27 protein-coding genes are annotated in these 25,605 nt (G+C 60.7%); 17 read left to right on the forward strand and 10 right to left on the reverse strand.

Annotation, left to right across the window (positions count from 1 at the left end; translation table 11 throughout):
- Positions 1-49: 49 nt before the first annotated feature.
- Together SJY33_RS04550 and SJY33_RS04555 are read right to left on the reverse strand one after the other, a co-directional pair.
- A complete protein-coding gene (locus SJY33_RS04550; RefSeq protein WP_379921401.1) occupies positions 50-1,342 on the reverse strand; it encodes a spinster family MFS transporter in 1,293 nt (430 codons plus the stop codon).
- Positions 1,343-1,425: 83 nt separating this feature from the next.
- The gene (locus tag SJY33_RS04555; RefSeq protein WP_379921402.1) at positions 1,426-2,625 is read right to left on the reverse strand and encodes an exo-beta-N-acetylmuramidase NamZ domain-containing protein; all 1,200 of its coding nucleotides are present in this window, start codon (positions 2,623-2,625) and stop codon (positions 1,426-1,428) included.
- 88 nt (positions 2,626-2,713) lie between these two features.
- Here SJY33_RS04555 and SJY33_RS04560 point away from each other — a divergent pair, with 88 nt between their 5' ends.
- A complete protein-coding gene (locus SJY33_RS04560; RefSeq protein ID WP_379921403.1) occupies positions 2,714-3,217 on the forward strand; it encodes a TspO/MBR family protein in 504 nt (167 codons plus the stop codon).
- On the opposite strand, the gene SJY33_RS04565 is transcribed toward SJY33_RS04560, so the two are convergent.
- Complete coding sequence (locus tag SJY33_RS04565) at positions 3,214-3,786, reverse strand: hypothetical protein (protein ID WP_379921405.1); 573 nt, start codon at positions 3,784-3,786, stop codon at positions 3,214-3,216. The genes SJY33_RS04560 and SJY33_RS04565 overlap by 4 nt on opposite strands.
- 20 nt (positions 3,787-3,806) lie before the next feature.
- Here SJY33_RS04565 and tyrS point away from each other — a divergent pair, with 20 nt between their 5' ends.
- The 5 genes from tyrS (at position 3,807) to SJY33_RS04590 (ending at position 8,319) form a co-directional block, all read left to right on the forward strand.
- Positions 3,807-5,036, forward strand: a complete 1,230-nt coding sequence (gene tyrS / locus SJY33_RS04570; RefSeq protein ID WP_379921406.1) for a tyrosine--tRNA ligase — start codon at positions 3,807-3,809, stop codon at positions 5,034-5,036.
- Between the two features lie 77 nt (positions 5,037-5,113).
- Complete coding sequence (locus tag SJY33_RS04575) at positions 5,114-5,452, forward strand: PilZ domain-containing protein (RefSeq protein ID WP_379923519.1); 339 nt, start codon at positions 5,114-5,116, stop codon at positions 5,450-5,452.
- Positions 5,453-5,518: 66 nt separating this feature from the next.
- Positions 5,519-6,787 carry an MFS transporter gene (locus SJY33_RS04580; protein ID WP_379921407.1) on the forward strand — a complete coding sequence of 423 codons (1,269 nt, stop codon included), beginning with the start codon at positions 5,519-5,521 and terminating at the stop codon, positions 6,785-6,787.
- Entirely contained in the window at positions 6,784-7,704 is a 921-nt protein-coding gene (gene cysK, locus SJY33_RS04585; RefSeq protein WP_379921408.1) for a cysteine synthase A, read from the forward strand. Before SJY33_RS04580 ends, cysK begins: the two co-directional genes overlap by 4 nt.
- Before the next feature lie 81 nt (positions 7,705-7,785).
- Entirely contained in the window at positions 7,786-8,319 is a 534-nt protein-coding gene (locus SJY33_RS04590; RefSeq protein ID WP_379921410.1) for a hypothetical protein, read from the forward strand.
- A 78-nt stretch (positions 8,320-8,397) separates the two neighbouring features.
- On the opposite strand, the gene SJY33_RS04595 is transcribed toward SJY33_RS04590, so the two are convergent.
- The 4 genes from SJY33_RS04595 to SJY33_RS04610 all read right to left on the reverse strand — a co-directional run bounded on the left by SJY33_RS04595 (position 8,398) and on the right by SJY33_RS04610 (position 12,325).
- Positions 8,398-10,203, reverse strand: a complete 1,806-nt coding sequence (locus SJY33_RS04595) for an acyl-CoA dehydrogenase C-terminal domain-containing protein (protein ID WP_379921412.1) — start codon at positions 10,201-10,203, stop codon at positions 8,398-8,400.
- A gap of 52 nt (positions 10,204-10,255) precedes the next feature.
- Positions 10,256-10,738, reverse strand: a complete 483-nt coding sequence (locus tag SJY33_RS04600; protein ID WP_379921413.1) for a MerR family DNA-binding transcriptional regulator — start codon at positions 10,736-10,738, stop codon at positions 10,256-10,258.
- 37 nt (positions 10,739-10,775) lie between these two features.
- A complete protein-coding gene (gene hisI / locus SJY33_RS04605) occupies positions 10,776-11,165 on the reverse strand; it encodes a phosphoribosyl-AMP cyclohydrolase (protein ID WP_379921414.1) in 390 nt (129 codons plus the stop codon).
- Between the two features lie 395 nt (positions 11,166-11,560).
- On the reverse strand, positions 11,561-12,325 hold the full coding sequence (locus tag SJY33_RS04610; RefSeq protein WP_379921415.1) for a ComF family protein: 765 nt from the start codon (positions 12,323-12,325) through the stop codon (positions 11,561-11,563).
- On the opposite strand from SJY33_RS04610, the gene SJY33_RS04615 reads away from it, so the two are divergent.
- Positions 12,318-13,085 (forward strand): methyltransferase domain-containing protein, encoded by a 768-nt coding sequence (locus SJY33_RS04615; RefSeq protein WP_379921416.1) that lies wholly within the window; start codon positions 12,318-12,320, stop codon positions 13,083-13,085. The genes SJY33_RS04610 and SJY33_RS04615 overlap by 8 nt on opposite strands.
- On the opposite strand, the gene ppdK is transcribed toward SJY33_RS04615, so the two are convergent.
- The 3 genes from ppdK to SJY33_RS04630 form a co-directional block, all read right to left on the reverse strand.
- Positions 13,082-15,748, reverse strand: coding sequence for a pyruvate, phosphate dikinase (gene ppdK, locus SJY33_RS04620; RefSeq protein WP_379921417.1), 2,667 nt, complete (start codon positions 15,746-15,748; stop codon positions 13,082-13,084). The two genes, SJY33_RS04615 and ppdK, sit on opposite strands and share 4 nt — an antisense overlap.
- A gap of 76 nt (positions 15,749-15,824) precedes the next feature.
- Positions 15,825-17,936: a glycine--tRNA ligase subunit beta gene (gene glyS, locus SJY33_RS04625; protein WP_379921418.1), complete on the reverse strand. Its 2,112-nt coding sequence runs from the start codon at positions 17,934-17,936 to the stop codon at positions 15,825-15,827.
- Complete coding sequence (locus tag SJY33_RS04630; RefSeq protein WP_379921419.1) at positions 17,936-18,868, reverse strand: glycine--tRNA ligase subunit alpha; 933 nt, start codon at positions 18,866-18,868, stop codon at positions 17,936-17,938. Before SJY33_RS04630 ends, glyS begins: the two co-directional genes overlap by 1 nt.
- A gap of 219 nt (positions 18,869-19,087) precedes the next feature.
- Between SJY33_RS04630 and SJY33_RS04635 the strand changes: the two genes are divergently transcribed.
- The 10 genes from SJY33_RS04635 (at position 19,088) to ychF (ending at position 25,592) form a co-directional block, all read left to right on the forward strand.
- On the forward strand, positions 19,088-19,228 hold the full coding sequence (locus SJY33_RS04635) for a hypothetical protein (protein WP_379921420.1): 141 nt from the start codon (positions 19,088-19,090) through the stop codon (positions 19,226-19,228).
- Between the two features lie 71 nt (positions 19,229-19,299).
- On the forward strand, positions 19,300-19,704 hold the full coding sequence (locus SJY33_RS04640; protein WP_379921421.1) for a hypothetical protein: 405 nt from the start codon (positions 19,300-19,302) through the stop codon (positions 19,702-19,704).
- 4 nt (positions 19,705-19,708) lie between these two features.
- A complete protein-coding gene (locus tag SJY33_RS04645) occupies positions 19,709-19,903 on the forward strand; it encodes a helix-turn-helix transcriptional regulator (protein ID WP_379921422.1) in 195 nt (64 codons plus the stop codon).
- Positions 19,890-20,519 (forward strand): hypothetical protein, encoded by a 630-nt coding sequence (locus SJY33_RS04650; protein ID WP_379921423.1) that lies wholly within the window; start codon positions 19,890-19,892, stop codon positions 20,517-20,519. The genes SJY33_RS04645 and SJY33_RS04650 overlap by 14 nt, the downstream gene beginning before the upstream one ends.
- 122 nt (positions 20,520-20,641) lie before the next feature.
- Positions 20,642-21,550 (forward strand): TraB/GumN family protein, encoded by a 909-nt coding sequence (locus SJY33_RS04655; protein ID WP_379921424.1) that lies wholly within the window; start codon positions 20,642-20,644, stop codon positions 21,548-21,550.
- Positions 21,551-21,554: 4 nt separating this feature from the next.
- Complete coding sequence (locus SJY33_RS04660; RefSeq protein ID WP_379921425.1) at positions 21,555-22,481, forward strand: TraB/GumN family protein; 927 nt, start codon at positions 21,555-21,557, stop codon at positions 22,479-22,481.
- Positions 22,482-22,595: 114 nt separating this feature from the next.
- On the forward strand, positions 22,596-23,222 hold the full coding sequence (locus SJY33_RS04665) for a 50S ribosomal protein L25/general stress protein Ctc (protein WP_379921426.1): 627 nt from the start codon (positions 22,596-22,598) through the stop codon (positions 23,220-23,222).
- 93 nt (positions 23,223-23,315) lie between these two features.
- A complete protein-coding gene (gene pth, locus SJY33_RS04670) occupies positions 23,316-23,897 on the forward strand; it encodes an aminoacyl-tRNA hydrolase (protein WP_379921427.1) in 582 nt (193 codons plus the stop codon).
- Positions 23,898-23,915: 18 nt separating this feature from the next.
- Entirely contained in the window at positions 23,916-24,410 is a 495-nt protein-coding gene (locus SJY33_RS04675) for a topology modulation protein (protein WP_379921428.1), read from the forward strand.
- A gap of 81 nt (positions 24,411-24,491) precedes the next feature.
- Positions 24,492-25,592 (forward strand): redox-regulated ATPase YchF, encoded by a 1,101-nt coding sequence (ychF, locus tag SJY33_RS04680; protein WP_379921429.1) that lies wholly within the window; start codon positions 24,492-24,494, stop codon positions 25,590-25,592.
- Positions 25,593-25,605 lie beyond the last annotated feature (13 nt).

Raw genomic sequence — 25,605 nt, forward strand, 5'->3', positions numbered from 1 at the left:
CCGAAAAGAATGCCAAGGCATCGGCACACTTGATGCCGATGCCTTGGTGTCACCCTTGCCGATCAAGCTCTGCATCAAGGTGCAGGCTGCAACGCCAGAAGAAGAATGCCGGTATCAGCCCTAGTAGTGCCGCGCCGTACAGCACGTAACGCACCGACTCTTCGCCATATGTAGGCTGCAACCAGTCCGACAACATGCCGAAGAACAACGGGCCCAGACCTAGCCCGATCAGGTTCTGGAAAAACAGCAACGCGGCTGCGGCGATTGCTCGCGCCCGCAGCGGCACCAGCCCCTGCGCGGCGGAATAGGTTGGCCCGTAATACAACGAATTGAAAACCGTGGGCAGGAACAGCAAAGCAAGAGCCAAGGGCCAACTTGGCGCCTGATAGGCCAGGATCGCCAGCGGCACCGCGATCGTCATGCCGATCGCCGGTGCGCTGAGCACGTGACGCCAACTCTTGGCACCAAAGCGATCCGCCAGATACCCTCCGCCCCATGTGCCCAGGATGCCGGCAACGCCGCCCAACAGCCCAAACCAAAGACCGACCTGCCCGGGCGAAAGATCATGCGTGCGCTGGAAGAAGATCGTGGTCCAAGTGGTTTTGCCATAGGACAGGAAGGCGGCCGAAGACCCTGCGCATAAAAGCAACACGAAGGCCCGCGACCCCATCACTTCTGCCAATGCCTGCCGCAGCGGCAAGGCGGGGGCCGGGTTTTTTGCCCGCAAAATGGCCGCAGCGTCAGAGCGCCGGGGGTCTTTCAGTACAAACCACACCACCAGCGCGAGCACCACTCCCGGCAAGCCGACAATCAGGAAGGCTTCGCGCCAACCTACAAAATCAGCCAAAGTCCCGCCGATTATCATGCCCAGCAGCGTGCCGACCGGGATGCCCAGCGAATAGAATGCCAGCGCCGAAGCGCGCTTTTCGGGTTGCACCATATCGCTGATAAGCGAATGTGCAGGGGGCGTGCAGCCAGCCTCACCCACCCCCACCCCGATCCGGGCGAGCAGCAACTGAACGAAGTTCTGCGCCAGCCCGCACATTGCCGTCATCAGCGACCAAAGACCCAGCGCAACTGCGATCAGGCGCGGCCTGTTGGTGCCGGGCCGGTCAGCATATCGGGCAATCGGCAGCCCCAGCACCGTATAGAACAGCGCAAAAGCAAGTCCGGTCATCAGCCCGATTTGCGTGTCGGATAGATCGAGGTCACGAGCGATGGGTTCGGCAAGGATGTTGACGATCTGTCGATCGATGAAATTGAAAATGTAGACAATCAGCAGGATCCACAAGGTGACCCTGACGGATTGCGATCCGGACGCAGTGTCCGCCGTGGTTGCCATGCTGTTTTCTCTCCCAATGGTAGCGGTTTGCCCGCCATCCTCTTGTGCTTCAAACGGAATTTATCGTGCCGCCATGACGCCAATCAATAAAGTAGATACGGTTTAACCTCCGCAATCCAGGCCGCTTCATCGTGTGACGTCAGGGCGTCAAGATCGTCCGGCGTCGCTGCGATGTCATCGACCCACTGACGCAAGCCCGGACCGCCATTGATGACGTCAATCGCAAGCCGATCCAGCTCGTACTCGTAAGGAAAATCGCGCCACAGCGGATAGTCGGGATAAAGCAGCCGGATCGCCTTGAAAGCCAGCGCTTGCAGCCGCCATGGCCTGAATGCGCCGTGATCGTAATATACGCTTTCCGCGTGGATCATCAATGCATTGCAAAGCTTACCTGCATGCTTGTGGAAGGTCGGTTCGAACCAGCATTCCCGTATGGCGCAACCTTCCAGCCATTCCGGCGCAAGCTTTCTCATCACCTTCAGCACACCGCCTGCATCGATATCAGGCGCGCCGAACAACACTTCGAGCGGGCGGGTGGTGCCGCGCCCTTCCGACAGTGTTGTGCCTTCAAGCATCACGGTCCCGGCATAGCAGCGCGCCATGTTGACATTGGCGGCATTGGGCGATGGATTGATCCAGAGGCGTGATGTCGGCCAGCCAAAGCCGCCAGCTTCATCGGGACGCCACCCCTCCATTGCGACCACCTTGTATGCAACGTCGAGACTGAAATGTTCGATGAACCATTGGCCCATCTCCCCCATGGTCAGACCATGCCGCATTGGCATAGGGGCAGCGCCGACAAAGCTTTCCTGCCCCGGAACAAGCAACGTGCCTTCGACGGGGCGGCCAGCGGGATTGGGCCGATCGAGCACCCAAACTTCCTTGCCCGCCTTCGCAGCCTCTTCAAGCAGATACAGCAGTGTGGTGACGAAGGTGTAGATGCGGCAGCCCAAATCCTGCAGATCGAACAGGAAGACATCGGCGCTGGACATCATCTGTCCGGTCGGCCGCCGCACTTCACCATAGAGCGAAAAAATCGGGATGCCGTACCGCGGGTCCATTTCATCCGCGGTTTCCACCATATTGTCCTGCTTGTCCCCTTTGAGACCGTGCTGCGGACCAAAGGCGCTGTTCACTGGAACGCCCGCTGCAATCAGAGCATCAAGGCTATGCACAAGATCAGCGGTGACACTGGCGGGATGCGCTACCAAAGCAACGCGGCGGCCCTTCAGTTTGCCGAGGAGTTCGGGGTCGGCCAAAAGCCGGTCGATACCTGTCTTCATGCGATCAGCGTTGGATCAGTGGGAGACCAAACGCAAACGCTTTGCGTTGTGCCGGGAACATTGGGGTACGTGACAGGGTTAGGCGATCATGGACATTGAATGGACCCCCGCCCTGATCGCTGCCGGATGGGCTGTTATTCTGGGCGGTGCGGGGGGGCTGCTGACCGACATCGGTCAGTGGTACCGGGATTTGCGCAAGCCGCCATGGCAACCGCCTGATTGGCTGTTCGGCCCCGCCTGGACTGTAATCCTCGCGCTATCGGGTTGGAGTTTTTACATCGGCCTGACATCCGCACCCACGCCCGAAGCGTTGAACGGCGTGTGGGCCTTGTTCATCGCGAACTTCGTGCTGCATTTCCTGTGGTCGCCGCTGTTTTTCAAATTGAAGCGGCCTGACTGGGCCATGGGCGAAAACGTGCTGCTGTGGCTGTCCGTCACCAGCCTGATGGTTGTTCTGCCGCGGCTTGTGGGTGACAGCTTTGTCGGGTGGCTCAACGTGCCCTATTTCATCTGGGTGAGCTTTGCGTGCGCGCTCAACCTCAGGATCGTCCAACTGAACGGGCCATTTGGTCGGGGCGCTGTATCGACTTAACGTTCGATGATGATCTGTCGGCAGGCTTCGGAATGAAACTCTGGCCGGCCGGGCGGGAAGTGCATGGCCCAATACTGCATTCCGCCATCGGCATGTTGAACAATAGCGTTCAAGGCCACTTGCGCCGGCGTTTTCAACTCCGCGGCGATGGCGGCTTTGAGCGTCAAACCGTTTGAATCGTGGGAACACGTGATTGCAACCGAGCCGACTGGCGCGTCTCTCATGCCTTCACGAAAGGCGTTGAAATCGTACGCGGCCCAGCGACCTGATGGCGAAAGATTGAATTCGCGGTAGCCAGCTTGCCCGATCGGTTGCCAGAAGATCTCAAAACACGTCGTTTTCCAGAGATTGTCCGTCCGTTCGGCCCGGGCAATTGGCGGAACGACGATGTGTGGCACATACCCATCAAGACGAAATTCCGCTTCGCAGCCTTCCGGCGTCAGCGTTACGGATGCGGTTACGGCACGTATCGGTCCCAGATCGCAGGTCTGGTGAAGCATGAGCGGGTGCATGTTGCTGTCATGCCTTTCACTCTGCTGCCGGGCAAGTCTCTTCCCGTCGCCTGTCACCGCTGTTAAGCGCTCCTGTGATGAGCACTTACGATTCCGCCCTTCTCCGCCTGCTTGATGAGCGTGGCTATATCCACCAGCTGACCGATGCTGCCGGGCTTGATGCGCTTGCATCCCAGCAGATCGTGCCCGGATATATCGGGTTCGATGCAACCGCGCCGTCGCTGCATATCGGATCGCTGGTGCAGATCATGATGCTGCGCCGGCTGCAACAGACCGGGCACAAACCTATCGTCCTGATGGGCGGCGGCACTACGCGGATCGGCGATCCGACCGGACGCGACGAAAGCCGCAAGATGCTGACTGACGATGTTATCGAAGCCAACATCCGATCAATCTTTACGGTGTTCGACAAGCTGCTCACGTTCGGTGATGGTCCAACCGATGCGGTGATGGTCAACAACCACGACTGGTTGGGTCAGCTTGGCTACATCGAATTGCTGCAGCAGGTCGGCACTCACTTCACCGTCAACCGGATGCTGACGTTCGATTCGGTCAAGCTGCGGCTTGAACGCGAACAGCCAATGACGTTCCTCGAATTCAACTACATGATCCTGCAAGGGTACGATTTCAGGCACTTGTCTCGCGAACTTGGCGTTCGGTTGCAGATGGGTGGCAGCGATCAGTGGGGCAATATCGTCAACGGCATGGAATTGGGCCGCCGAATGGACGGTGCCGAGCTTTTCGGCCTCACCACCCCGCTGCTGACGACAGCGGATGGCGGCAAGATGGGCAAGACGGCTGCTGGCGCAGTCTGGCTGAACGAAGATCAGCTGCCTGCCTACGATTTCTGGCAATATTGGCGCAATGTCGATGACCGCGACGTGGGCAAATTCCTCCGCCTGTTTACCGATCTTCCAATGGATGAGATCAAACGCCTCGAAGCGCTTGAAGGTGCGGAAATAAATGCGGCGAAAACGACGCTCGCCAATGAGGTGACGGCGCTTGTTCGCGGTACCGATGCGGCGGTGCGTGCCGAAGCCACGGCGCGGGAAACCTTTGCCGGAAGCGGCGCGGGCGAAGATCTGCCCACGCTGGCTGTCGGCGATGAAGGCATGCGGATGGCTTCGCTGCTGACTGCCATAGGTCTGACCGCATCGGGCGGCGAGGCGAAACGCAAGCTGGCCGAAGGTGCGGTAAAGCTGGACGGGGAAACCGTGACGGACCCGGCAATGCTGGTGCTTCCTGCAGAAGGCGCGACGCTTCGGCTCAGCCTTGGCAAGAAACGCCACGCGTTGGTGCAACGCTAACTCCAGCATTTTTACCAATTGTCAGCGTTTCTCCTTCATTCCTTGATGCAACCCAAGGGATGGAAGGATCGCAATACGTGCCGGGTGGAGCCAATCTCAGCGTAACAGATTTGCGGCGTGCCGCGCGGCATCCTGTCGACTATCCGGCAATCGTCGAGCATTTCGTGCATGGCGACCTTCATCTTCATGTGTGCAATCTATCTGCGCACGGTTTCATGGTGGACGATGCGCCGCAACTGCAGCGGGGCGATCGGATCATCATCCGTCTGCCGGTCGTGGGACGGATCGAAGCCTATGTCATCTGGACCCGCGACAACCGCGCTGGCTTCCAGTTTGAACGGATCATCAGGCTTGATGATTTTGCTGCGCTGATCGATGAACTTCAGCCCAACCCGCGCCTGCGCCGACAGCGATAGCCGAAGCTAAATCTTCGCACCCATCGGCAGCTTGGCAGCAGCTTCGCGTCCTGCCATGGCGCGCAAGTGACCGAACCAACCTCTCCGCTTCAGATCGGCGATTATCGGCGTTTCTGGCTTGCTCGCTTCATGGCGGTGTTTGCCACGATGTCGATGGTCGTTCTGCTGGGTTATCAACTCTATGAAGTTGCCCGCGAAGATTACGGAATGGGCGTGGCCGAGGCATCTTTCCAGCTTGGCTTGCTGGGCCTGGTGCAATTCATTCCGCTTTTCCTGCTGACACCGGTGGCCGGGCTGGCTGCGGATCGGTTTGATCGCCGCCATGTTGCCGCGTTTGCGAACGGGATCGATGCCTGCGTTGCAGCGGTGCTGGCGCTGGCGACCTGGCAGGATGCGCTAACAATCCCGATCCTTTTTACACTGGCTGCCATGCATGGCGCAGCCCGCATTTTCGTTGGTCCGGCGATGAGCGCGATTGCGCCCAACATCGTGCCCCCGCCGCTGTTGCCACGCGCCATCGCCTTGTCTTCGATCGCCTGGCAAGTCGCCAGCGTTGCCGGTCCTGCTGTTGGCGGGGTCATCTATGCGGGAACGATGTGGCTGCCGCACGCGATATCGGCAGCATTGCTCGCGGGTTCGATGCTGATGATCCTGACTGTCCGCCCCATTAAGGCGGTGCATGAAGGTGCCCGTCTTAAGCCCCTGAAACAGATCGTCGAGGGCCTGATTTATGTCTGGCGTGAACGGTTTCTGCTGGGATGCATCACGTTGGATCTGTTTGCGGTGCTGCTGGCAGGGGCGACAGCGCTTCTTCCGGTATTTGCCCGCGATATCCTGTTCGTGGGGCCAGAAGGGCTTGGCCTGATGCGGGCGGCACCTGCGCTCGGCGCGGCAAGCGTGGCCCTGATCCTGTCCTTCCGGCCGCTCGAACGCGAAGTTGGCGTGAAAATGCTTTGGGCGGTTGCCGGCTTTGGCGCTTTGACAATCGCCTTTGCATTTTCGCGCAGCTTTGCGCTGTCTCTTGCGATTTTGGCGGCAATGGGCGCGGTGGACATGGTGTCGGTCTTCATCCGATCATCGCTTGTCCAATTGTTCACGCCCGATGATCGCCGCGGCAGGGTATCGGCAATCTCGGGTCTGGCGGTATCAGCCTCGAACGAGTTGGGCGAAATGCAATCCGGTCTTGCCGCTGCGATCCTCGGAACCACCGGTGCGGTTGTATTCGGCGGAGCGGGTGCGATATTCGTGACATTGGTATGGGCGTGGTACTTCCCGGAACTGCGCCGCGCCCGCAGCTTCGAGCCAGCAGAGCTCAAACGAGAGGTATCGACATGAAGGCTGACAACATCCTCGCCACCATCGGACGCACACCCCACATCCGCCTTTCGCGGCTGTTCCCCGATCATGAGGTCTGGGTGAAGTCCGAACGGTCGAACCCCGGCGGGTCGATCAAGGATCGCATTGCACTTGCCATGGTTGAAGATGCCGAGGCACGCGGCGCGCTGAAACCGGGCGGCACGATTGTTGAACCCACCAGCGGGAATACCGGCATCGGACTTGCCATGGTTGCTGCGGTGAAGGGCTACAAGTTGGTGCTGGTCATGCCCGAATCGATGTCGATTGAGCGGCGGCGTTTGATGCTCGCTTACGGAGCAAGCTTTGACCTTACCCCGCGCGAACGCGGCATGAAGGGCGCGATCGAACGCGCGCAGGAACTGGTCGAACAGACAGAGGGCGCTTGGATGCCAAGCCAGTTCGACAACGCGGCCAACCCTGCGATCCATGCCCGCACCACTGCACAGGAAATCCTTACCGATTTTGCCGATACGCCCATTGATGTGATGATCACCGGTGTCGGAACGGGCGGCCATCTGACAGGGTGCGCCGAAGCGTTGAAAAAGCATTGGCCCACGATGAAGGCGTATGGCGTTGAACCTGCCCTTTCGCCTGTCATCAATGGCGGCCAACCCGGTCCGCACCCGATACAGGGCATTGGCGCAGGCTTTATCCCGGGCAATCTGCACACCAGTGCGATTGACGGAGCGATCGCGGTCGATGCTGAGGAAGCCAAGGACATGGCGCGCCGGGCTGCGGCCGAAGAAGGCATGCTTGTCGGGATATCGTCGGGCGCCACACTGGCAGCGATTGCCAACAAGCTGCCCGAGCTTCCAGAAGGCGCCCGCGTGTTGGGTTTCAACTACGATACGGGCGAACGTTACTTGTCGGTCCCAGATTTCCTGCCGGTGGAGTAAAGCGATTCCTTAACCGTGCCGGCGTAATATCGGAAGAGAATCCTCACGCTGTTTTGCGTACCTGTTCCGGAAGCGCCGCCCATGAAATTCATCAAGCTCAATTCGCGCGGCGGCAATTATCTTGTCGTGGCTGAAAACGTCGCGTGGTTGCGGACGGCCGAAAACGGACAGACCAGTGTGGGGATCGTCGGTGGTCAACCGCTGTTAGTGGTAGGATCGATCGAGGAAGTGGCAGATCAGATCCTGTCCGGCACGGCAGAAGAACCCAGCCCGACTTCTGCTGCGGCCCCTGCCTCGCCACCGCCTGCCGTTACGGCGCAAATGGCAGCCCCTGCTGAATTGGCAGATGCCAAAGTTCCGCAGTCAGCGCCGCCCGAACCCGACTCCGAACCTCCACTGCCACAACCTGCCGCAGTGGACCCTGCGCCGATTGTCACGTCAGTACCCGCGCCCGTGGCTTCGAAGCCGGGTTCAAAGCCCGTCTCCACATCGGCCAAGCCGCGGCCCGTGTCTCGAAATTCGGCAAGCTTATGGGAACGCCCCGCGGCCGCATCTGCATCATCGGGTATCAAGGTGAAGGTCAGTTCGCAGCGGATGATGGGCCGCTTTGAATAGCGAACGAACGAAAAAAGGGGCCGCCATGTCCAAGCATGACGGCCCCCTCCCATATCAATTAGCCGATCGGCAAGCCGGTCAGGCGGCAGTGGCGAATGCTTCTGCCGGCAGCTTCATCATGTAATCACTGCCAGCTTCAAGCTTGCGCCGCAGGGCGCCCGCATCGGGAAGGAAGCGCGTGGCATAGTAGTTGGCCGAAACGATCTTGGCTTCATAGAACTCCCGATCTTCAGGGGTGCCGGCCAGCGCATTCACGGCAACCTTCGCCATTTTCAGCCAGAAATAGCCAAGCGTCACGATGCCCATGATGTGCATGTAGTGATGCGCGCCTGCCCCCAGATGATTGGGGTTGGCCATCGCGTTCTGCATGAACCACATGGTCGCTGCCTTTTGTTCGGCAAGCGCCTTTTCAAGGCGTTCAGCGACGTCCTTCAACTCGGCAACCTGCTTGGCCGCCGCGATTTCTTCATCGATCATCGCAAAGAACGCCTGAATAGCCTTCCCGCCGCCGGCCGCCAGCTTGCGTCCACAAAGGTCCATGGCCTGCACGCCGTTCGCACCTTCGTAGATCATCGCGATGCGGCTATCGCGCACGAACTGCTCCATGCCCCATTCCTTGACGTAGCCGTGCCCGCCATAGACCTGCTGCATGTTGGTGGCGATGTCATAGCCCTTGTCGGTGCCGTAACCCTTGATCACCGGGGTCATCAGCCCGATCAGCAAGTCGGCTTGCTCGCGTTCTTCAGGCGTCTGGGCCTTGTGCGTCAGATCGACCTGCAGGGCGCCCCACAGGCACAGGGCACGCATGCTTTCTGTAAACACCTTGGCGTCCATCAGCATCCGCCGCACGTCGGGGTGAACGAAGATCGGATCAGCCTTGGCTTCCGGTTCAGCCGGACCGCCCAAAGCACGGCCCTGACGCCGATCGAGCGCATAGGTCACCGCGTTCTGGTAGGCGACTTCGGCTTGCGCATAGCCCTGGATACCAACGCCAAGACGCGCCGCGTTCATCATGATGAACATTGCGGCCAGACCCTTGTTTTCCTCGCCCACCATGTAGCCGGTGGCGCCATCGTAGTTGAGCAGACAGGTCGCATTGCCGTGGATGCCCATTTTCTTTTCGATTGAACCGCACGTCACGCCGTTGCGCGCTGCTGGTTCGCCATTTTCATCAAGGATGAACTTGGGGACGATGAACAGCGAAATCCCCTTGGTGCTGTCAGGCGCGCCGGGGGTTTTGGCGAGCACCAGGTGGATGATGTTGCTGGTGAGGTCATGCTCGCCAGCGGAGATGAAGATCTTCGTCCCGGTAATCGCATAAGTGCCATCGCCATTGGGCACAGCCTTGGTGCGGATCATGCCGAGATCGGTGCCGCAATGCGGTTCGGTCAGGTTCATGGTGCCCGACCATTCGCCTGAAATCATCTTGGGAAGATAGGCGGCCTTTTGCTCATCTGAACCTTTGGCGATAATCGCCGAAATCGCGCCCGCAGTCAGCCCCGGATACATGGCAAATGCCTGATTGGCTGTGCCGCTGAACTCTTCAAGGACGAAGCCCAGCACATGCGGCAGCCCCTGACCGCCGAACTGTTCGGGCTGCGCAAGCGTTCCCCAACCGCTTTCGACATAGGCCTGATACCCCTCCTTGAACCCAGGCGGGGTGGTGACGCTGCCATCTTCATGGCGCGTGCAACCATGTTCGTCACCCGCCTGGTTGACCGGTGCGAGCACTTCGGCGCAGAATTTGCCAGCTTCGTTGATGACCGTGTCAATCATGTCGGGCGTGGCATTCTCGAAGCCGGGCAAATTGCCATAGCTTGCCAGGTCAAGCACTTCGTTGACGACAAAACGGGTGTCGCGGGTGGGGGCGGTATAGGTCGGCATCACATGATCCCTTTAGTGAGCGTTCTGTGGGGGTGGATTTGGTCGTGTCGGCTCAACGCAGATCGAGCTTTTCGATCTCGGCCACGAAATCGGTAAGTTCCTTGATCGATGAATCGATATCATCACGCTGCGCCTTGAGTTTGGCGACGTGCGTTCGGCATTTTTCAATCGTGACGCGGCGCTGTTCGACCCGGCCATCGTCAAGATCATAAAGATCGATCATCTCGCGAATTTCGGTCAGGCTGAAACCGACATTCTTGGCGCGCATGATCCAGGCCAGACGCGCGCGGTCACGCTTTGAATACACGCGGGTGAGACCGACCCGGGCCGGATTGATCAGCCCTTCATCCTCGTAAAAGCGCAACGCCCTTGCCGTGCAGCCGAATTCCGATGTCAGATCGGAAATCGTGAACTGTTCACGTTCATGCACGTCAGGTCGGTCAAGATGCGCGCCATTGCGACGCGCCTCGCCGCCGACCTTGGTAGCGCTGCTTTTGTGAGAGTGCGATGCGGCGGATGCTGGAACGGTTGCCATGCACACGCTCATACCTTCCGTTTACGTGAGCGTCAAGTTAGACCTGCTTTAGCACCGGTGATCCTGATTCTGTATCCAGAAGCCGGTAAAAACAGCTTTGCGCCCCGGTATGACAGGTCGGCCCTGCGGGAATGGCGCGAATGACAAGAGCATCCTGATCGCAATCGACCATAATCTGCGCTACGTTCAATACATTGCCCGACGTCTCGCCCTTCATCCACAGGGACGCGCGTGATCGCGACCAGAAATGAACCTTCCCTGTTTCGATCGTGGCCTCAAGCGCCTGTGTGTTCATGTGCGCTACCACCAGCACCTTGCCATCCGAATCATCGATGATGACTGCGGTCAACAAGCCCAATGCGTCGAATTTGGGCGCAAAGACCGTACCGCCTTCGCGTTCCTGTGTGGTAAGGTTGTCGCCAGTCACTGCGCAGCTCCGAATAAACAAGCGATGCGTACAGGCTCATCCCGATGCGCAAAAAATGTCGCTTTCGCGGCGCTCATGCGATGATTGTTGCACACAGACAACAGGCCGCTGCAAAAAATGCAGAACCAGGCGGTTAAGCCTTCCGTCTGATGCAACAGGGTGGGAAAGAGAGCGCAGGACTTTCGCAAGGGGGTCGTAACTCGAACAATGGCATCGCCCGGTGTCAGGTTCAGGGGGTGACCGGACCGCATACTGGCAACGGGGTGTCAGCGCGACCGGTCGAACGATAGGGATTGGATCCCGGCAGCGAAGTTAGGGGGTCGCTGCCTCGGCCCGCAAGGGTGGATCCGCACCGTTTCGTCACGTGGCGCCCGGGGTCGTAATGGCCCCGGGCGTTATGTTTTTGTATCATCGTTCAGATGATCATGCTCGACCCGCGCAAAACATGCGACAGCGACAGAAGCGGCCCCGGCATCGGTAAGCGCCGCGATGCAAGCGCGGGATGTTGCCCCGCTGGTCAGAACATCATCGACAACAACGACATTACGCCCCGCGACACTTCTTGCGCGTACAACGTTGAACTTGATGGCATCTCTCAACAAGCGCTCTCGCGCGTCCCTCCCAAGCCCGCCCAGATTGGGCGTACGCCTGTGCCGCAACAAAGCATCCAGAACCACGTCGCCCTTGCCCATCTGCGCCAATTCCTTCGCCAACAAAGCGGCCTGATTGTAGCCGCGCTGCCATAAGCGCCAGCGATGAAGCGGCACGGGGACGAGTATGGTTGGGCTGGCACCTGAAAGCGGCTCTGGCAGCACGGACGCCATCATTCGGCCCAGCATCCGCGACAAGCCAATTCGCCCCCCATGCTTGTAGGCAAGCACCAGTTTGCGCGAGGTGTCGTTGTACAGTGTCGCGGCGTAGACAGGGACAACGTCGCCCGCGTGTTCGACATGCGACGGGATGGCAAGCTTGGCCCAGCACTCTACACAAAGACCTTCCTGTTGGGCAATCGCGTCTCCGCAAGCCGGACAACGCGGCGGGTAAAGGACATCGACAACCGGAACGAGATGTCGGGCAAGGCGTGCGACCGCAACCACATCGAGTGTGTCGCACGGCTTGCACTTGGCTGGCAAGCGCGGCAGGGCGCGGGTAATGAGCACTCCCACAATCCCTTCGATCTTCAGCGCACAGCGGCGGGCACACCGTCTCGCCAGGGCGCGTGCGCGGATGGCTTTTCCCGATGCGGCGCGCTTTGTGGCTGACGACATGATCGAGGACACGCTCGAACGGCTGGCCTTCCTTCGCCATGCGCCTTCGCGCGCGCTGGTGCTTGGCGATCCGACTAGCACCTTGGCGCAGACCATTCGCTCCGGCCCCGAAGCGCAGGTTGACGAAGGCGCCGACTTCAATCTTGAACTGCCCTACCCCTCATCAGGCTTCGACCTCATCGTTGTGTTGGGCCTTCTCGACGCGGTGAACGATCTGCCGGGGGCATTGATCCATCTGCGCAACGCCTTGGCCCCGGGCGGCCTGGTGATGGCGCATTTCATCGGCGGGCAGAGCCTTTCAGCGTTGCGGGACGCGATGATCGCTGCCGAGCCTGAGCGCCCCGCGGCCCGCATTCATCCGCTGGTCGATCCGCGCGCCGCACCGGGCCTGCTTCAGCGGGCTGGGTGGAAGGATCCGGTGGTCGATACCCACCGGCTTACCGTGCGCTATGCAACGCTTGGCCGACTGGTCGCTGACCTGCGCGATCAGGGGCTCGGCAATGCACTGGCGCACCCGGCCGCGGCGCTGGGCAAAGCCGCCTTGGGCCGCGCCCGCGCAGCCTTTGCGGCGCGCGCCGATGCCGATGGCAAGACCGCCGAGACCTTCGAGATCATCACGCTGACCGGCCGGCGATCGCTGGCAGGAACCTAGGCGCGGTGCAGTGCGGCCTGTGCTGCGGCGAGCCGCGCAATCGGCACGCGGTAAGGTGAGGCACTGACGTAATCGAGGCCGACCTTTTCGCAGAAGGCGATGCTGGCCGGATCGCCCCCGTGCTCACCGCAGATGCCAAGTTTGATGTCGGGCCGCGTCTTGCGACCGCGCTCGGCTGCCAGTTCGACCAGCTGCCCGACCCCGTCGATATCCAGACTGACGAAAGGATCGCGCGGGAAGATGCCCTTGTCGACATAGACACTCAGGAACCGCGCCGCATCATCGCGCGATACGCCCAGCGTGGTCTGTGTCAGATCATTCGTCCCGAAGCTGAAGAACGCGCCTTCTTCGGCGATCTCGCCAGCCATCAACGCCGCACGGGGTAATTCGATCATTGTCCCGACAAGATAGTCGACCTTTGTGCCGACTTCGGCAAACACGGCCTCGGCCACGCGGTCGATCAGCACTCGCAGGATTGCAAGCTCCCGTTTGGTCGCGACCAGGGGGATCATGATTTCGGGTAAAGGCGCCTCGCCCGATGAAGCCTTCACCGCGCACACCGCCTCGAAAATGGCACGCGCCTGCATCTCGTAGATTTCGGGATAGGTGATCCCCAAGCGGCATCCCCGATGGCCCAGCATGGGATTGAATTCGTGCAGTTCGTCTGCTCGGCGCTTCAGGTGATCCACCCCCAGCCCGGTCGCATCGGCGAGTTCGGCGAAGTCCTCATCCGCGTGCGGCAGGAACTCGTGCAGGGGCGGATCGAGTAACCGGATCGTGCAGGGCAGGCCGGCCATGACCTCGAAGATCGCGGTGAAATCTGCGCGCTGTTCGGGCAGCAACTGCTCCAGCGCACGGCGGCGGCCCGCTTCGTCATCCGCCAGAATCATCTGGCGCACCAGCGAGATACGCGAGGCTTCAAAGAACATGTGTTCGGTGCGGCACAACCCGATGCCTTCGGCGCCGAACTGGCGCGCCATGCGGCAATCTTCGGGCGTTTCGGCGTTTGTACGCACCTTCATGCGGCGCAGCTTGTCGGCCCACACCATCAGCGTCCCGAAATCGCCTGCAAGTTCAGGTTCGACCGTGGGCACGATCCCCAGCATGACCTGGCCGGTCGCCCCGTCAAGCGTCATGGAATCGCCTTCCTTAAGCTCGGTCGATCCGATGCGCAGCGTCCGGCTGTTGCGGTCAATCGACACCGCCCCGGCCCCGGAGACACACGGCCGCCCCATCCCGCGGGCGACCACCGCTGCGTGGCTGGTCATCCCGCCGCGTGCTGTCAGAATGCCCTGCGCCGCATGCATCCCGTGGATGTCCTCCGGGCTGGTTTCAACCCGCACCAGGATTACCTTCTCTCCGCGTCCGGCCCATTGTTCAGCGGTGTCGGCATCAAGCACGATCCTGCCCGCGGCCGCACCGGGTGATGCGGGAAGGCCTGTGGTCAGCACGTTACGTTCGGCCTTGGGATCAAGCGTCGGGTGAAGCAGCTGGTCGAGCGCCATTGGATCGACCCGTCGCACTGCCTCGCGCTCGTCAATCAGGCCCTCGGCCACCATATCGACCGCCATCTTGAGCGCGGCCTTCGCCGTACGCTTGCCGGACCGCGTTTGAAGCATCCAAAGCTTTCCACGTTCTACCGTGAATTCAATGTCCTGCATGTCCTTGTAATGAAGTTCCAGCAGGTCGAACACCCGTGCAAGTTCACCATAGGCCTGCGGAAGCGCCTCTTCCATCGAAGGGGCTTTTGCGCCGGCAGTCTCGCGCGCCTTCTTGGTCAGGTACTGGGGGGTGCGAATACCGGCCACCACATCCTCGCCCTGGGCATTGATCAGGTATTCGCCGTAATAGGCGCGCGCGCCCGTGGCGGGATCGCGGGTGAAGGCGACCCCGGTTGCGCTGGTGTCGCCCATGTTGCCGAACACCATCGCCTGCACGTTGACCGCGGTGCCCCAATCACCCGGAATGTCGTTCAACCGGCGGTAGACCTTGGCGCGGTCGCTATCCCAGCTGTCGAACACGGCGCGGATCGCGCCCCACAGCTGTTCTTGTACGTCCTGCGGAAATGGACGGCCCAGTTCGTCTTCGACGATCGCATTGAACTGGCCGACCAGCGCCTGCCAATCTTCAGCAGTCATCTCGGTATCGTTATAAAAGCCCTTGTCTTCCTTGACGATTTCGAGGGCCTCTTCGAATAGTCCGTGATCGATTCCGAGAACCACGTCGGAATACATCTGGATGAAACGGCGGTACGAATCCCAGGCAAAACGTGCATCCCCGCTTGATGCGGCAAGGCCCTGCACGGTCGCATCATTCAAACCGAGGTTCAGAACCGTGTCCATCATCCCCGGCATTGAAACCCGCGCGCCCGAACGGACAGACACCAGCAGCGGATCCTTCGCATCCCCGAACCGCTTGCCCACCGTTGCTTCGACATGCGCAAGCGCGGCTGCAACCGCGTCTCGCAATCCATCGGAGAAATCGGCACCATCGGACAGATATGCCACGCATTCTTCGGTGGTAATCGTAAAACCCGGAGGAACAGGCAGGCCGATGCTGGCCATTTCAGCAAGGTTGGCGCCCTTGCCCCCGGTCACGGTCTTGTCCTTCTGGCGGCTGTCGTCATGCACGGCGTTTCCGCCAAAGGGATAGACTGTTTGCACTTTACGTCATCCTGTTAAGCTTGGGCGTAGCAAGGCTGAACCGTGATACACATGAGACACAGTCCAGGAAACGAAATCATCCCTCGATCCGGCTGAAGTCCGCGACCGTATGAACCGCGTCGCGGAAAGCGGCGAGCAGCGCAAGGCGCGCCGCCCGCTTTTCAGGCTCTTCGGCGTTGACGATCACCTCTTCAAAGAACCGGTCAACAGCAGCGCGCAAGGTGGCAAGCGCGGCCATCGCGTCGGCAAACCGTTCCACCTCCACCGCTTCCGCAGCGCGGGGTGCAGCATCGGCAAGCGCGTCGATCAGCGCCTTTTCCGCCGGTTCGGGGGTGTAGGAAAGCGCCGAAGCGGCTGCATGGCGTTCGGCCATCTTGGCCGCAATCACCGGGGCCAGATCGGGATCATCCACTCCGGCCAACGGGTCTTCTTCGCCGGTGTGCGCAATTTCGCCTTCGATCCCGCGCCAGTCTTCCTTCTTGAGGATGTTGGCCGCGCGCTTGTAGCCTGCGAGGAGGTTGGTGCCGTCTTCGGTGGTGACGAAGGCTTGCAACGCATGGACGCGGGCGAGCAGGCGGACGAGATCGTCCTCGCCGCCGAGCGCGAACACCGCATCGATCAGGTCGTGTCGGATGCCCGCTTCGCGTTGTTGAACTTTAAGGCGGTCGGCGAAGAAATCGAGGAGGTCGCCTTCGCCAACCCCCATCCGAAGACCGTTTTCGGTGATCAGACGGATGATGCCGAGCGCGGCGCGGCGCAGCGCGAAGGGGTCTTTCGATCCGGTCGGCTTCTCGTCGATGGCAAAGAAGCTGCGCATGGTATCCAGCTTGTCTGCCAGCGACACCGCCACCGTCACCGGCGCGGTCGGGACGTCATCACCTTGCCCGACTGGCTTGTAATGATCGCGGATCGCGTCAGAAACCTGTCGCGGCAGACCTTCCTTCGCGGCGTAATAACCGCCCATAAGCCCCTGCAATTCGGGGAATTCTCCGACCATTTCGGTGACCAGATCGGCTTTGGACAGGCGTGCAGCCTGTTCGGCCAGTGCGGGATCGGCAGAGACAACGCCCGCTTCGCACAACCAGCGCGCCAGCTTTGCAACGCGATCCACCTTGTCGGCGACGGTGCCCAACTTTTCGTGGAAGGTGATCCGCTCAAGCTTTTTCGCGTGTTCGGCGAGCGAAGCCTTCTGGTCCTGCTCCCAGAAAAAGCGCGCATCCGAAAGGCGCGCAGCAAGGACCTTGCGATTGCCGTCGACGACCACGGCTGCATCAATCGGTTCGATATTGGCGGTACAGATGAACGCGTTCGCCAATTCCCCGCTTGCGTTCTCGCACACGAAATATTTCTGGTTCACCCGCGCGGTCAGCTGGATGACCTCGGGCGGCACGTCGAGGAAGCTCTCGTCAAAACGTCCCAGCAGCGGCACGGGCCATTCTGTGAGACCTGCGTTCTCGATCACCAGACCTTCGTCTGCAACCAGCGTAAGGTCTGCATCGGCTGCGGCCTTGGCTGCGCCATCGCGGATGATGGCGGCGCGTTCTTCATGGTCGACGATGACATGTGCGGCGCGCAGTTTGGCGGCATAATCATCAGCGCCGTCAATGGTGATGGCGCCGGGCGCGTGGAAACGATGGCCGAACGTTTCACGCCCTGCAGCGATTGTGCCGACGGCGCATGGCACCACTTTTCCATCCAGCAGAGCCACGATGCCCGACAGCGGACGCACCCACCGCAGGCTATCCGTGGCGATGGACTCCGCGCCCCATCGCATTGACTTGGGCCAGCTGAAGTCGCGGATGATCGCAGGGATTGCTGTGCCCAGAACATCGCTGACGGCGCGGCCGGGCTTTTCGATAACCGCAAACCAGGTCATCCGGCCCTTCACATCGCGCAGTTCCAGTTGATCGCGGGTCACGCCGTTCTTCTTGCAGAACCCGTCAATCGCGGCATCTGGCGCACCTTCGGGCGGGCCCTTGGCTTCCTCGTTGACCGCCTCGGTCGCCAGCGGCAGTCCGCGTGCAATCAGCGCAAGACGCCGCGGGGTCGACCAGATGGCAAGATCGCCCGCGGCGACACCTGCTGCCTGCAATTCGCGGCGCAGCAGCTTATCCAGTTCGGCGCGTGCGCCAGCCTGCATCCGGGCGGGGATTTCTTCGCAGCGCAGTTCGAACAGAAAATCGGCCATCAGACGAGACTCCATCCGGGATACTTCGCTTCCCATTCGGGCGTCATCTTGGCGGCGTAAGCCTCGCACGAAGAGCGCGCCAGATCGCGCACCCGGCCCATATAGCTGGCCCGTTCCTGTACCGAAATCACGCCGCGTGCCTGAAGCAGATTGAAGACATGGCTTGCCTCAACCGCCTGTTCGTAGGCGGCGATGGGCACGTCAGCGGACAGGGCATTGCGACACTCGGCCTCGGCCTTGGCGAAAAGATCGAACAAGGCGTCGGTGTCGGCGACCTCGAAGTTCCACTTCGACATCTGGCGTTCGTTCTCAAGGAACACGTCGCCATAGCTGACCCCGGCAGAGTTGAACGCCAGATCATAGACGTTGTCGACGCCCTGGATGTACATGGCAAGGCGTTCGAGCCCGTAGGTCAGCTCTCCCGCGACCGGCTTGCAATCGAAACCGCCCATCTGCTGGAAATAGGTGAACTGGGTAACCTCCATCCCGTCACACCAGACCTCCCAACCCAGCCCCCAAGCGCCCAGCGTCGGCGATTCCCAGTCGTCTTCCACAAACCGGATGTCGTGCGCCAGCGGGTCGATGCCAATCGCCGCGAGGCTTTTGAGGTAAAGCTCCTGAATGTCCGAAGGGCTCGGCTTCAGGATCACCTGATACTGGTAATAATGCTGCAACCGGTTGGGGTTCTCCCCGTAGCGCCCGTCGGTCGGACGGCGGCAGGGCTGCACGAAGGCGGCATTCCATGGCTCCGGCCCCAGCGCACGCAGCGTGGTGGCGGTGTGGAACGTGCCGGCCCCCATGCGCATGTCATAGGGCTGCAGAATCACGCAGCCTGCCGCCTGGCTCCAAAAGTCGTGGAGCGTCAGAATCATGTCCTGAAACGAATGCGCCGGATCGCGGGTCGGCGCAGTGAAAAGGGTCTGAGAACTCATGGCGGCTGGCAATGGCCGAACACCCCGAAAGCGTCAATGCCGCGGCGCAGCATTGCGTTAGATGCGGACGGCTCAGGTCACGTCAGCACGACACAAAGTCAGGTAGTGTTGACATAGTCAGCGAATCACGACATAAAGTCAGGACAACCTGACAATAGGGAAGGTTGACGAGACACATGACAAACCCGTTACCTAATTTTCTGTTCAAGGAAATTCGCCATGCAAAACGTCAAGACCAACTTTTTCGCTGCTGTAGCCGCGCTTGTGATGACGGCGATCGTCACGGCCCCGATTTCAACCGACGAAACCACCGGTTTGACCGCCTTGCATGAAGCCGGTGCACCGTTGGTTCTGGCCTGACGCACGCGGCCAACCCTCATATCTACACCGCGGCCATACCCGCTTCCAATTCAGCCAAAAGGCCAGAAGTCATGAGCTTTCCCGGAAACCCGCATTCGCCGCGCAGCTACGGTCAGATGCACCTTGTGCTCAATCACGTGGCCGCCGCGGCATTGATCGTGGTGCTGCTTTCCGCATCCGAATTGATTCCGAAGGATTTTGCCCTCATCGGTTTCACCTTCGGCGCGCTGGCAGTGGTGTTCATGTACAGCACGCGCGACGCGGATGAGTGGATCCGCTCGCTCTGGACAGCGGGCGCCAATGCCGGATTCCTCGGCGCGATCAGCTGGCTAGTTTTCCTGCCCTTTTTCGAAGGCTTTTATGACGGCCTTACTGCTAATGAGAGCGTTCGCAATCTGCCATCCGAGGGCGCCTCAATCGCCGCTCTCGTCTGCTTTGTCGCCGCGCATTACGCCAAACGGATCAGGGGTGTGTGACACGATGAAGAACCGACTCAAGGTCCTGCGTGCCGAGCGCGACTGGTCCCAGGCCGATCTGGCGGGTCAGCTGGATGTGTCGCGCCAGGCGGTGAACGCCATCGAAACTGGCAAGCATGACCCCTCCCTCCCACTCGCCTTTCGCATCGCGCGCCTGTTCGACATGCGCATCGAGGAGATTTTCGATGATGAAGTCTAATCCGAACGTGGCCGACCGTCCGGGCGGCACAGGCCATCAGGTTCTGGCGCAGGTTCTGATGTATCTTGGCATCAGCCTGATTGGTGGCGGACTTGCCGCGGGGATCGCGCTGGGCATGGAAAAAGGCATCACCTTGCTCCTGATTGCCGTGTGCGGCACCGTAATGGCGCTGGGCGCCGCCGCCATCCTTGGCGCCATCCGCATCGGCAGCTTCGATCCGCCGAATCTGCGATCGAAGACCGGCCGGTCGCAACTGATCCTGCTGACCTGCGGGCTGATCGGCGCACTGCTTGGGATGTATCTGGTCATTACCGACGCGATCGACCGGTTGATTGATGGTACATTCGTGCTGAGCGAGGGAGAGGCAATTGCCGGCTACGTTCTTCTTGGTCTGTCATTTGTCATCGGTCTGCTCTGGCAAAATCAGATGGACGAGCATGACTTCGCCTCGGTCAAAACTGCAAGCTACTGGGCGCTGTCGGTTTATCTGTACGGATCGATCGGCTGGTGGCTGGGCGCAGCGGCGGGTTTTCTGCCCGGCGTCGATGGCGGCATCGTTTTCATAAGCGTGCTGGCTGTCTTCACCGCGGTCTGGTTCGTGAAGCGGGCCGGATAGATGTTCGCATAAGACGATAAGCAAACGTCCTGGTCATACTGTCGTCTGACTACTTTGGGCGCAGACATAATGCCCTTCCATTTTCCTGTCTCCACCCGACTTACCTCTGAAAGGAATGTTTTATGAAACTCAGCTCTCTTCTTGCGCTTACCGCCGCCCCCTTCGCGCTTCTTGCCGCGAGCCCCGCCTTTGCCGATCATCACGCCACATCCGATGCCGCCGTGGCTGCAGCCAGCGGCCCGGCGCTGTGGAAGGTCGCTGATGAAGACACCACGATCTACCTTTTCGGCACGGTTCACGTGCTGCCCAAGGAAGTGCAGTGGTACGATGCGGCCATCGCCGACGCGCTGACCGGATCGGACATGATTGTCACCGAAATCCCGATGGACGAACAAAGCCAGGCGGGGCTGCAGCAGCTGACTGCGGCAAAGGGTGTCCTTCCCGCCGGAACCACGCTGCGTTCGTTACTGTCGGCAGAGCAGGCCGAAATCTACACTGCGGCAATGGCGAAACTGGGGATTCCGGCCGAAGCCTTCGATCCTTACAAGCCTTGGCTCGCAGGTCTGACGATGTCGATCGTACCGCTGATGCAGCAGGGTTATGACCTGAACAGCGGCGTGGAAAAGGTGTTGCTGGCCAAGGTTCCCGAAAAGCCCACCGGCGCACTGGAAACCGCCGAATTTCAGCTCGGCATTTTCGATGGCATGACCCAGGACGCGCAGATCGCCTTCATGATGGAAGCGGCCAACGGGATCGGCGAAGTCAAGCCGATGCTCGATCGTATGGTGGCCGAATGGGTCAAGGGCGATGCCGATGCGCTGGCCGCGATCATGAACGAAGGCATGACCGATCCGGCGGTGGCCGATGCGCTTCTGTACAGCCGCAATGCCAATTGGGCAGAATGGATCGATGCGCGGATGGACGAACCGGGTTCGGTGTTCATCGCTGTGGGCGCAGGCCATCTTGCGGGTGCCAAGAGCGTGCAGGATTACCTCGCCGAAAAGGGCATCACCACGATGCGAGTGAAGTAAGACGATGATGCCGTCCGCTGGAGCCAGCCCGGCACGTATCGCAAGACGTTTTCTTGCGGCCGTGCTGGCCCCTACGCTGTTGATGTCCCTTGCCGGTTGCAGCGATGCACCCGGCAAGGGTGCCGATGACGGGCCAGTGGCCAGCCCGCTGTTCTACGAAATTGCATCATCCGATGGCACGGTGGAAGGGTGGCTGCTGGGTACGATCCACGCCCTCCCCGCTGGCACGCGCTGGCAGACGCCGGCGATTTCTGACGCCATTGGCGATGCCGATCTTCTGGTGGTTGAAGTCCGGCTGGGTGATCCTGCGAAACACCGCACGGTTATCGCCGACCTGGCCACGACCCCCGGCCTGCCGCCCCTGCCTCAGCGTCTTCCTCCCGATCTGCGCCCGCAGCTTGCCGCACTGGCAGAACGCGGCAACATGGGCGGCGGCGACTTCACCGACCAGGAAACCTGGGTGATGGCCATCAGCCTTGCGGGGATCGACGCGCCGGGCGATTGGGCGAACGGCGTCGATCGCGCCCTGATCGCAGATTTCACCGGTCGCCCTATCCGCGAACTTGAAGGTCTGCGCGGTCAGCTTTCGATATTCGACCGCTTGCCCGAAGCGGCCCAGCGCACGATGCTGGCCGCAGTGGTGCAGGACAGCGGCGATACACAGCGCGATCCGCTGCGTTTGCAACGGGCGTGGCTTGCAGGAGACGCCGCGGCGATCGAACAGTCCACCCGCGAAGGGTTCTTGGTCGATCCTGTGCTGCGCGAAGCGTTGCTTGTCGGCCGGAACCGACGCTGGGTATCTGCCTTGGCGCCGCTGCTGTCCGATGCGCCCCGCCCGCTGATCGCCGTGGGCGCTGCGCACCTGGTTGGCCCCGATGGACTTGTCGTTATGCTGGGGGCGCAAGGATACAGCGTGCGCCCGATCCCCTAAAACGGTTGCCAAAGGGGCCACCTGTCATTAAGGGCCCGCGCTTCGGCGCTCCGGTCATCCCTGGAGGCGGTGCGCGGAACGATACCTTCAAACACGCATTCGAAAGGCTTGATTATGAGCGACGCTCTGAACCTGCCGGCTGAAGCGCGCGAACGGGCTGGCAAGGGAGCCTCCCGAGCACTTCGCCGCGATGGTCGGACACCTGCTGTCATTTATGGCGGCAAGGAAGAACCCACCCTGATCCACGTCGAGCAAAAGGAACTGGTCCGTCAGCTGATGACCGGCCACTTCATGAACTCGATCGTCAACATCGAGATCGGTGGCGAGACCGTCCGTACTCTGCCCAAGGATGTGGCGTTCCACCCCGTCACCGACCGGCCGACCCACGTCGACTTCCTGCGCATGACCGGCGACAGCAAGGTCCAGGTGCAGGTGCCAGTGGTCTTCATCAACGAAGATACCTCGCCCGGTCTGAAGAAGGGCGGCGTTCTTAACATCGTCCGTCACGAACTCGAACTGGTCTGCCCCAACGCCGACATTCCTGAAGAAATTCAGGTCGACGTCGGCGGCAAGGACGTGGGCGATTCGATCCATATCAGCGAAGTGACCCTGCCCAAGGGCGTCACCAGCGCGATCACGGATCGTGACTTCACCATCGCAACGCTTGTCGCGCCGTCGGCGCTCAAGAGCAGCGAAGGCGACACCTCGACCGAAACGACCGAGGCAACCGAAGTCAACTAAGCGATCGGTTCGATCCAGGCTTACAGACGCCGGGCTTCTTGCAAGGGAAGTCCGGCGTTTCGTTTTGCGTAAGCCGCAGCTAGGAAACACGCCATGCAGATCTGGGTCGGCCTTGGAAATCCCGGACCGCGTTATGCGCTCCACCGCCACAATGTCGGGTTCATGGCGTTGGATGTGATTGCCGACATGCACGGCTTCGGCCCGGTGCAGACCAAGTTCCAAGGCTGGACCCAGGAAGGGCGCATCGGCACGCACAAGGTGCTGCTGCTGAAGCCTGCTACCTTCATGAACGAAAGCGGGCGCGCCGTTGGTGAGGCGCTGCGTTTCTACAAGCTGGGCACAGATGCGCTGACGGTATTTCATGACGAGCTTGATCTTGCCCCCTTCAAGGTCAAGGTGAAGCAGGGCGGCGGGCACGCAGGGCACAATGGCCTGCGCTCGATCGACCAGCACGCCGCCAGCCTTGGGGGCGCCGAGTTTCGCCGCATCCGGCTGGGCATCGGTCATCCGGGACACAAGGATCGTGTGACGGGCCACGTGCTGGGAAATTACGCCAAGGATGAACAGGATGATCTGGTCGCCATGCTCGGCGCCATCGGGGCAGAAGCCGAATGGCTTGCCAAGGGTGATGATGTGCGCTTCATGAACGATGTTGCTCTCAGAATGCAGGGGTAATCTATCATGCAGCGGGTCATGATTATCGGACCCTGTGGTTCGGGCAAAAGCACTCTCGCCCGCGAACTTGCGCCGCGACTTGGCCTGCCGCTTGTGCATATGGATCAGCTGGGCTGGCAGGCAGGCTGGGTCGAAACCGACAAGGCCGAACTTGTCGGGCGCCTTGCCGATGCCGTGACGCAAAGCACATGGCTGATCGAAGGCAATTACGGCAGCACGCTTGCCCCGCGCCTCGCCCGCGCAGATACGGTGATCTACCTCGATTTTCCGATACGCCTGTGCTTGTGGCGATTGATCCGCCGGGTGACGACACTGCGTGGCCAATCGCGTCCTGACATGCCCGAAGGCTGTCCGGAACGCGTCGATGCTGCGTTCTTCTGGTATGTGCTGAACTGGAATTCCGGCCCGCGTGTCCGCACCGATCGCGCGCTTGTGCCCTATGCGGACAAGGTGGTGCGCCTGTCATCCCCGCAGCAGCTTGCCCAATGGCGGAAGCGGCACAATCTTGGCTGACACAGGTGCTGCGCGCTCTGGCTATCTCGTCCAAGCGGCGCTAAGGGCCGCGCTTTCCCTATAGCCAAGAGAACATACATCATGGGTTTCCGTTGCGGGATCGTTGGTCTGCCCAACGTTGGCAAGTCCACCTTGTTCAATGCTTTGACCGAAACGCAGGCCGCGCAGGCGGCCAATTATCCGTTCTGCACAATCGAGCCTAATGTCGGGCAGGTGGCCGTGCCGGACGACCGGTTGCAGAAGATTGCCGCGATTGGCAAGAGCGCCAAGATCATCGAAACGCAGCTGGGCTTTGTCGACATCGCGGGCCTTGTGAAGGGCGCGAGCAAGGGCGAAGGGCTCGGCAACCAGTTCCTCGGCAACATCCGCGAAGTGGACGCGATTGTCCATGTGCTGCGCTGCTTTGAAGATGGCGACATCCAGCATGTCGCCAACAAGGTCGATCCCATCGCTGACGCCGAAGTGGTCGAAACCGAATTGATGCTGTCCGATCTGGAAAGCCTAGAAAAGCGCGTGCCCGCCGCAGCCAAGCGCGGCGCGGCCGGTGACAAGGAAGCCAAGGCGATGGCGAGCGTGCTGGGTCAGGCGCTTGAACTGCTGCGCGATGGCAAGCCTGCCCGCCTCACCGTGCCTGCTGATGACGAAGAAGATCGCTTGTTCAAACAGGCACAGCTTCTGACCGCAAAGCCTGTTCTTTACGTATGCAACGTCGCGGAAGAAGACGCAGCCGAAGGCAATGAATTGTCCGCCAAGGTTTTCGCCAAGGCTGCGGCTGAAGGCGCCGAAGCCGTGGTGGTGTCAGCCGCGATCGAAGCCGATCTGGTGACGATGCCGATCGAAGACCGGGGCGAATTTCTTGAAGCACTGGGGCTTGAAGAAAGCGGCCTCGCCCGCGTGATCCGCGCCGGGTACAAACTGCTGGGCTTGAAAACCTTCTTCACCTGCGGTCCCAAGGAAGCACGCGCCTGGACCTTCCCCGATGGTGCCAAGGCCCCGCAGGCGGCAGGCGAGATTCACAGCGACTTTGAACGCGGCTTCATCCGCGCCGAAACGATCGCCTACGAAGATTACATCGCGCTCGGCGGCGAAGCTGGTGCAAAAGAAGCGGGCAAGCTGCGTCAGGAAGGCAAGGAATACGTCGTGCAAGATGGCGACGTGCTGCTATTCAAGTTCAACGTCTGATCTGCCTCCCGGC

This window comes from Erythrobacter sp. R86502 (assembly GCF_042466465.1).
Taxonomy (GTDB): Bacteria; Pseudomonadota; Alphaproteobacteria; order Sphingomonadales; family Sphingomonadaceae; genus Erythrobacter.

Excerpts from the sequence above, each read along its gene's own strand:
- SJY33_RS04550 (WP_379921401.1), bottom strand. The coding sequence starts at position 1,342 with ATGGCAACCACGGCGGACACTGCGTCCGGATCGCAATCCGTCAGGGTC.
- SJY33_RS04555 (WP_379921402.1), bottom strand. The coding sequence starts at position 2,625 with ATGAAGACAGGTATCGACCGGCTTTTGGCCGACCCCGAACTCCTCGGC.
- SJY33_RS04560 (WP_379921403.1), top strand. The coding sequence starts at position 2,714 with ATGGACATTGAATGGACCCCCGCCCTGATCGCTGCCGGATGGGCTGTT.
- tyrS (WP_379921406.1), top strand. The coding sequence starts at position 3,807 with ATGAGCACTTACGATTCCGCCCTTCTCCGCCTGCTTGATGAGCGTGGC.
- cysK (WP_379921408.1), top strand. The coding sequence starts at position 6,784 with ATGAAGGCTGACAACATCCTCGCCACCATCGGACGCACACCCCACATC.
- SJY33_RS04590 (WP_379921410.1), top strand. The coding sequence starts at position 7,786 with ATGAAATTCATCAAGCTCAATTCGCGCGGCGGCAATTATCTTGTCGTG.
- SJY33_RS04595 (WP_379921412.1), bottom strand. The coding sequence starts at position 10,203 with ATGCCGACCTATACCGCCCCCACCCGCGACACCCGTTTTGTCGTCAAC.
- SJY33_RS04600 (WP_379921413.1), bottom strand. The coding sequence starts at position 10,738 with ATGGCAACCGTTCCAGCATCCGCCGCATCGCACTCTCACAAAAGCAGC.
- SJY33_RS04615 (WP_379921416.1), top strand. The coding sequence starts at position 12,318 with ATGAGCACTCCCACAATCCCTTCGATCTTCAGCGCACAGCGGCGGGCA.
- glyS (WP_379921418.1), bottom strand. The coding sequence starts at position 17,936 with ATGGCCGATTTTCTGTTCGAACTGCGCTGCGAAGAAATCCCCGCCCGG.
- SJY33_RS04630 (WP_379921419.1), bottom strand. The coding sequence starts at position 18,868 with ATGAGTTCTCAGACCCTTTTCACTGCGCCGACCCGCGATCCGGCGCAT.
- SJY33_RS04635 (WP_379921420.1), top strand. The coding sequence starts at position 19,088 with ATGCAAAACGTCAAGACCAACTTTTTCGCTGCTGTAGCCGCGCTTGTG.
- SJY33_RS04640 (WP_379921421.1), top strand. The coding sequence starts at position 19,300 with ATGAGCTTTCCCGGAAACCCGCATTCGCCGCGCAGCTACGGTCAGATG.
- SJY33_RS04645 (WP_379921422.1), top strand. The coding sequence starts at position 19,709 with ATGAAGAACCGACTCAAGGTCCTGCGTGCCGAGCGCGACTGGTCCCAG.
- SJY33_RS04650 (WP_379921423.1), top strand. The coding sequence starts at position 19,890 with ATGATGAAGTCTAATCCGAACGTGGCCGACCGTCCGGGCGGCACAGGC.
- SJY33_RS04655 (WP_379921424.1), top strand. The coding sequence starts at position 20,642 with ATGAAACTCAGCTCTCTTCTTGCGCTTACCGCCGCCCCCTTCGCGCTT.
- SJY33_RS04660 (WP_379921425.1), top strand. The coding sequence starts at position 21,555 with ATGATGCCGTCCGCTGGAGCCAGCCCGGCACGTATCGCAAGACGTTTT.
- SJY33_RS04665 (WP_379921426.1), top strand. The coding sequence starts at position 22,596 with ATGAGCGACGCTCTGAACCTGCCGGCTGAAGCGCGCGAACGGGCTGGC.
- pth (WP_379921427.1), top strand. The coding sequence starts at position 23,316 with ATGCAGATCTGGGTCGGCCTTGGAAATCCCGGACCGCGTTATGCGCTC.
- SJY33_RS04675 (WP_379921428.1), top strand. The coding sequence starts at position 23,916 with ATGATTATCGGACCCTGTGGTTCGGGCAAAAGCACTCTCGCCCGCGAA.
- ychF (WP_379921429.1), top strand. The coding sequence starts at position 24,492 with ATGGGTTTCCGTTGCGGGATCGTTGGTCTGCCCAACGTTGGCAAGTCC.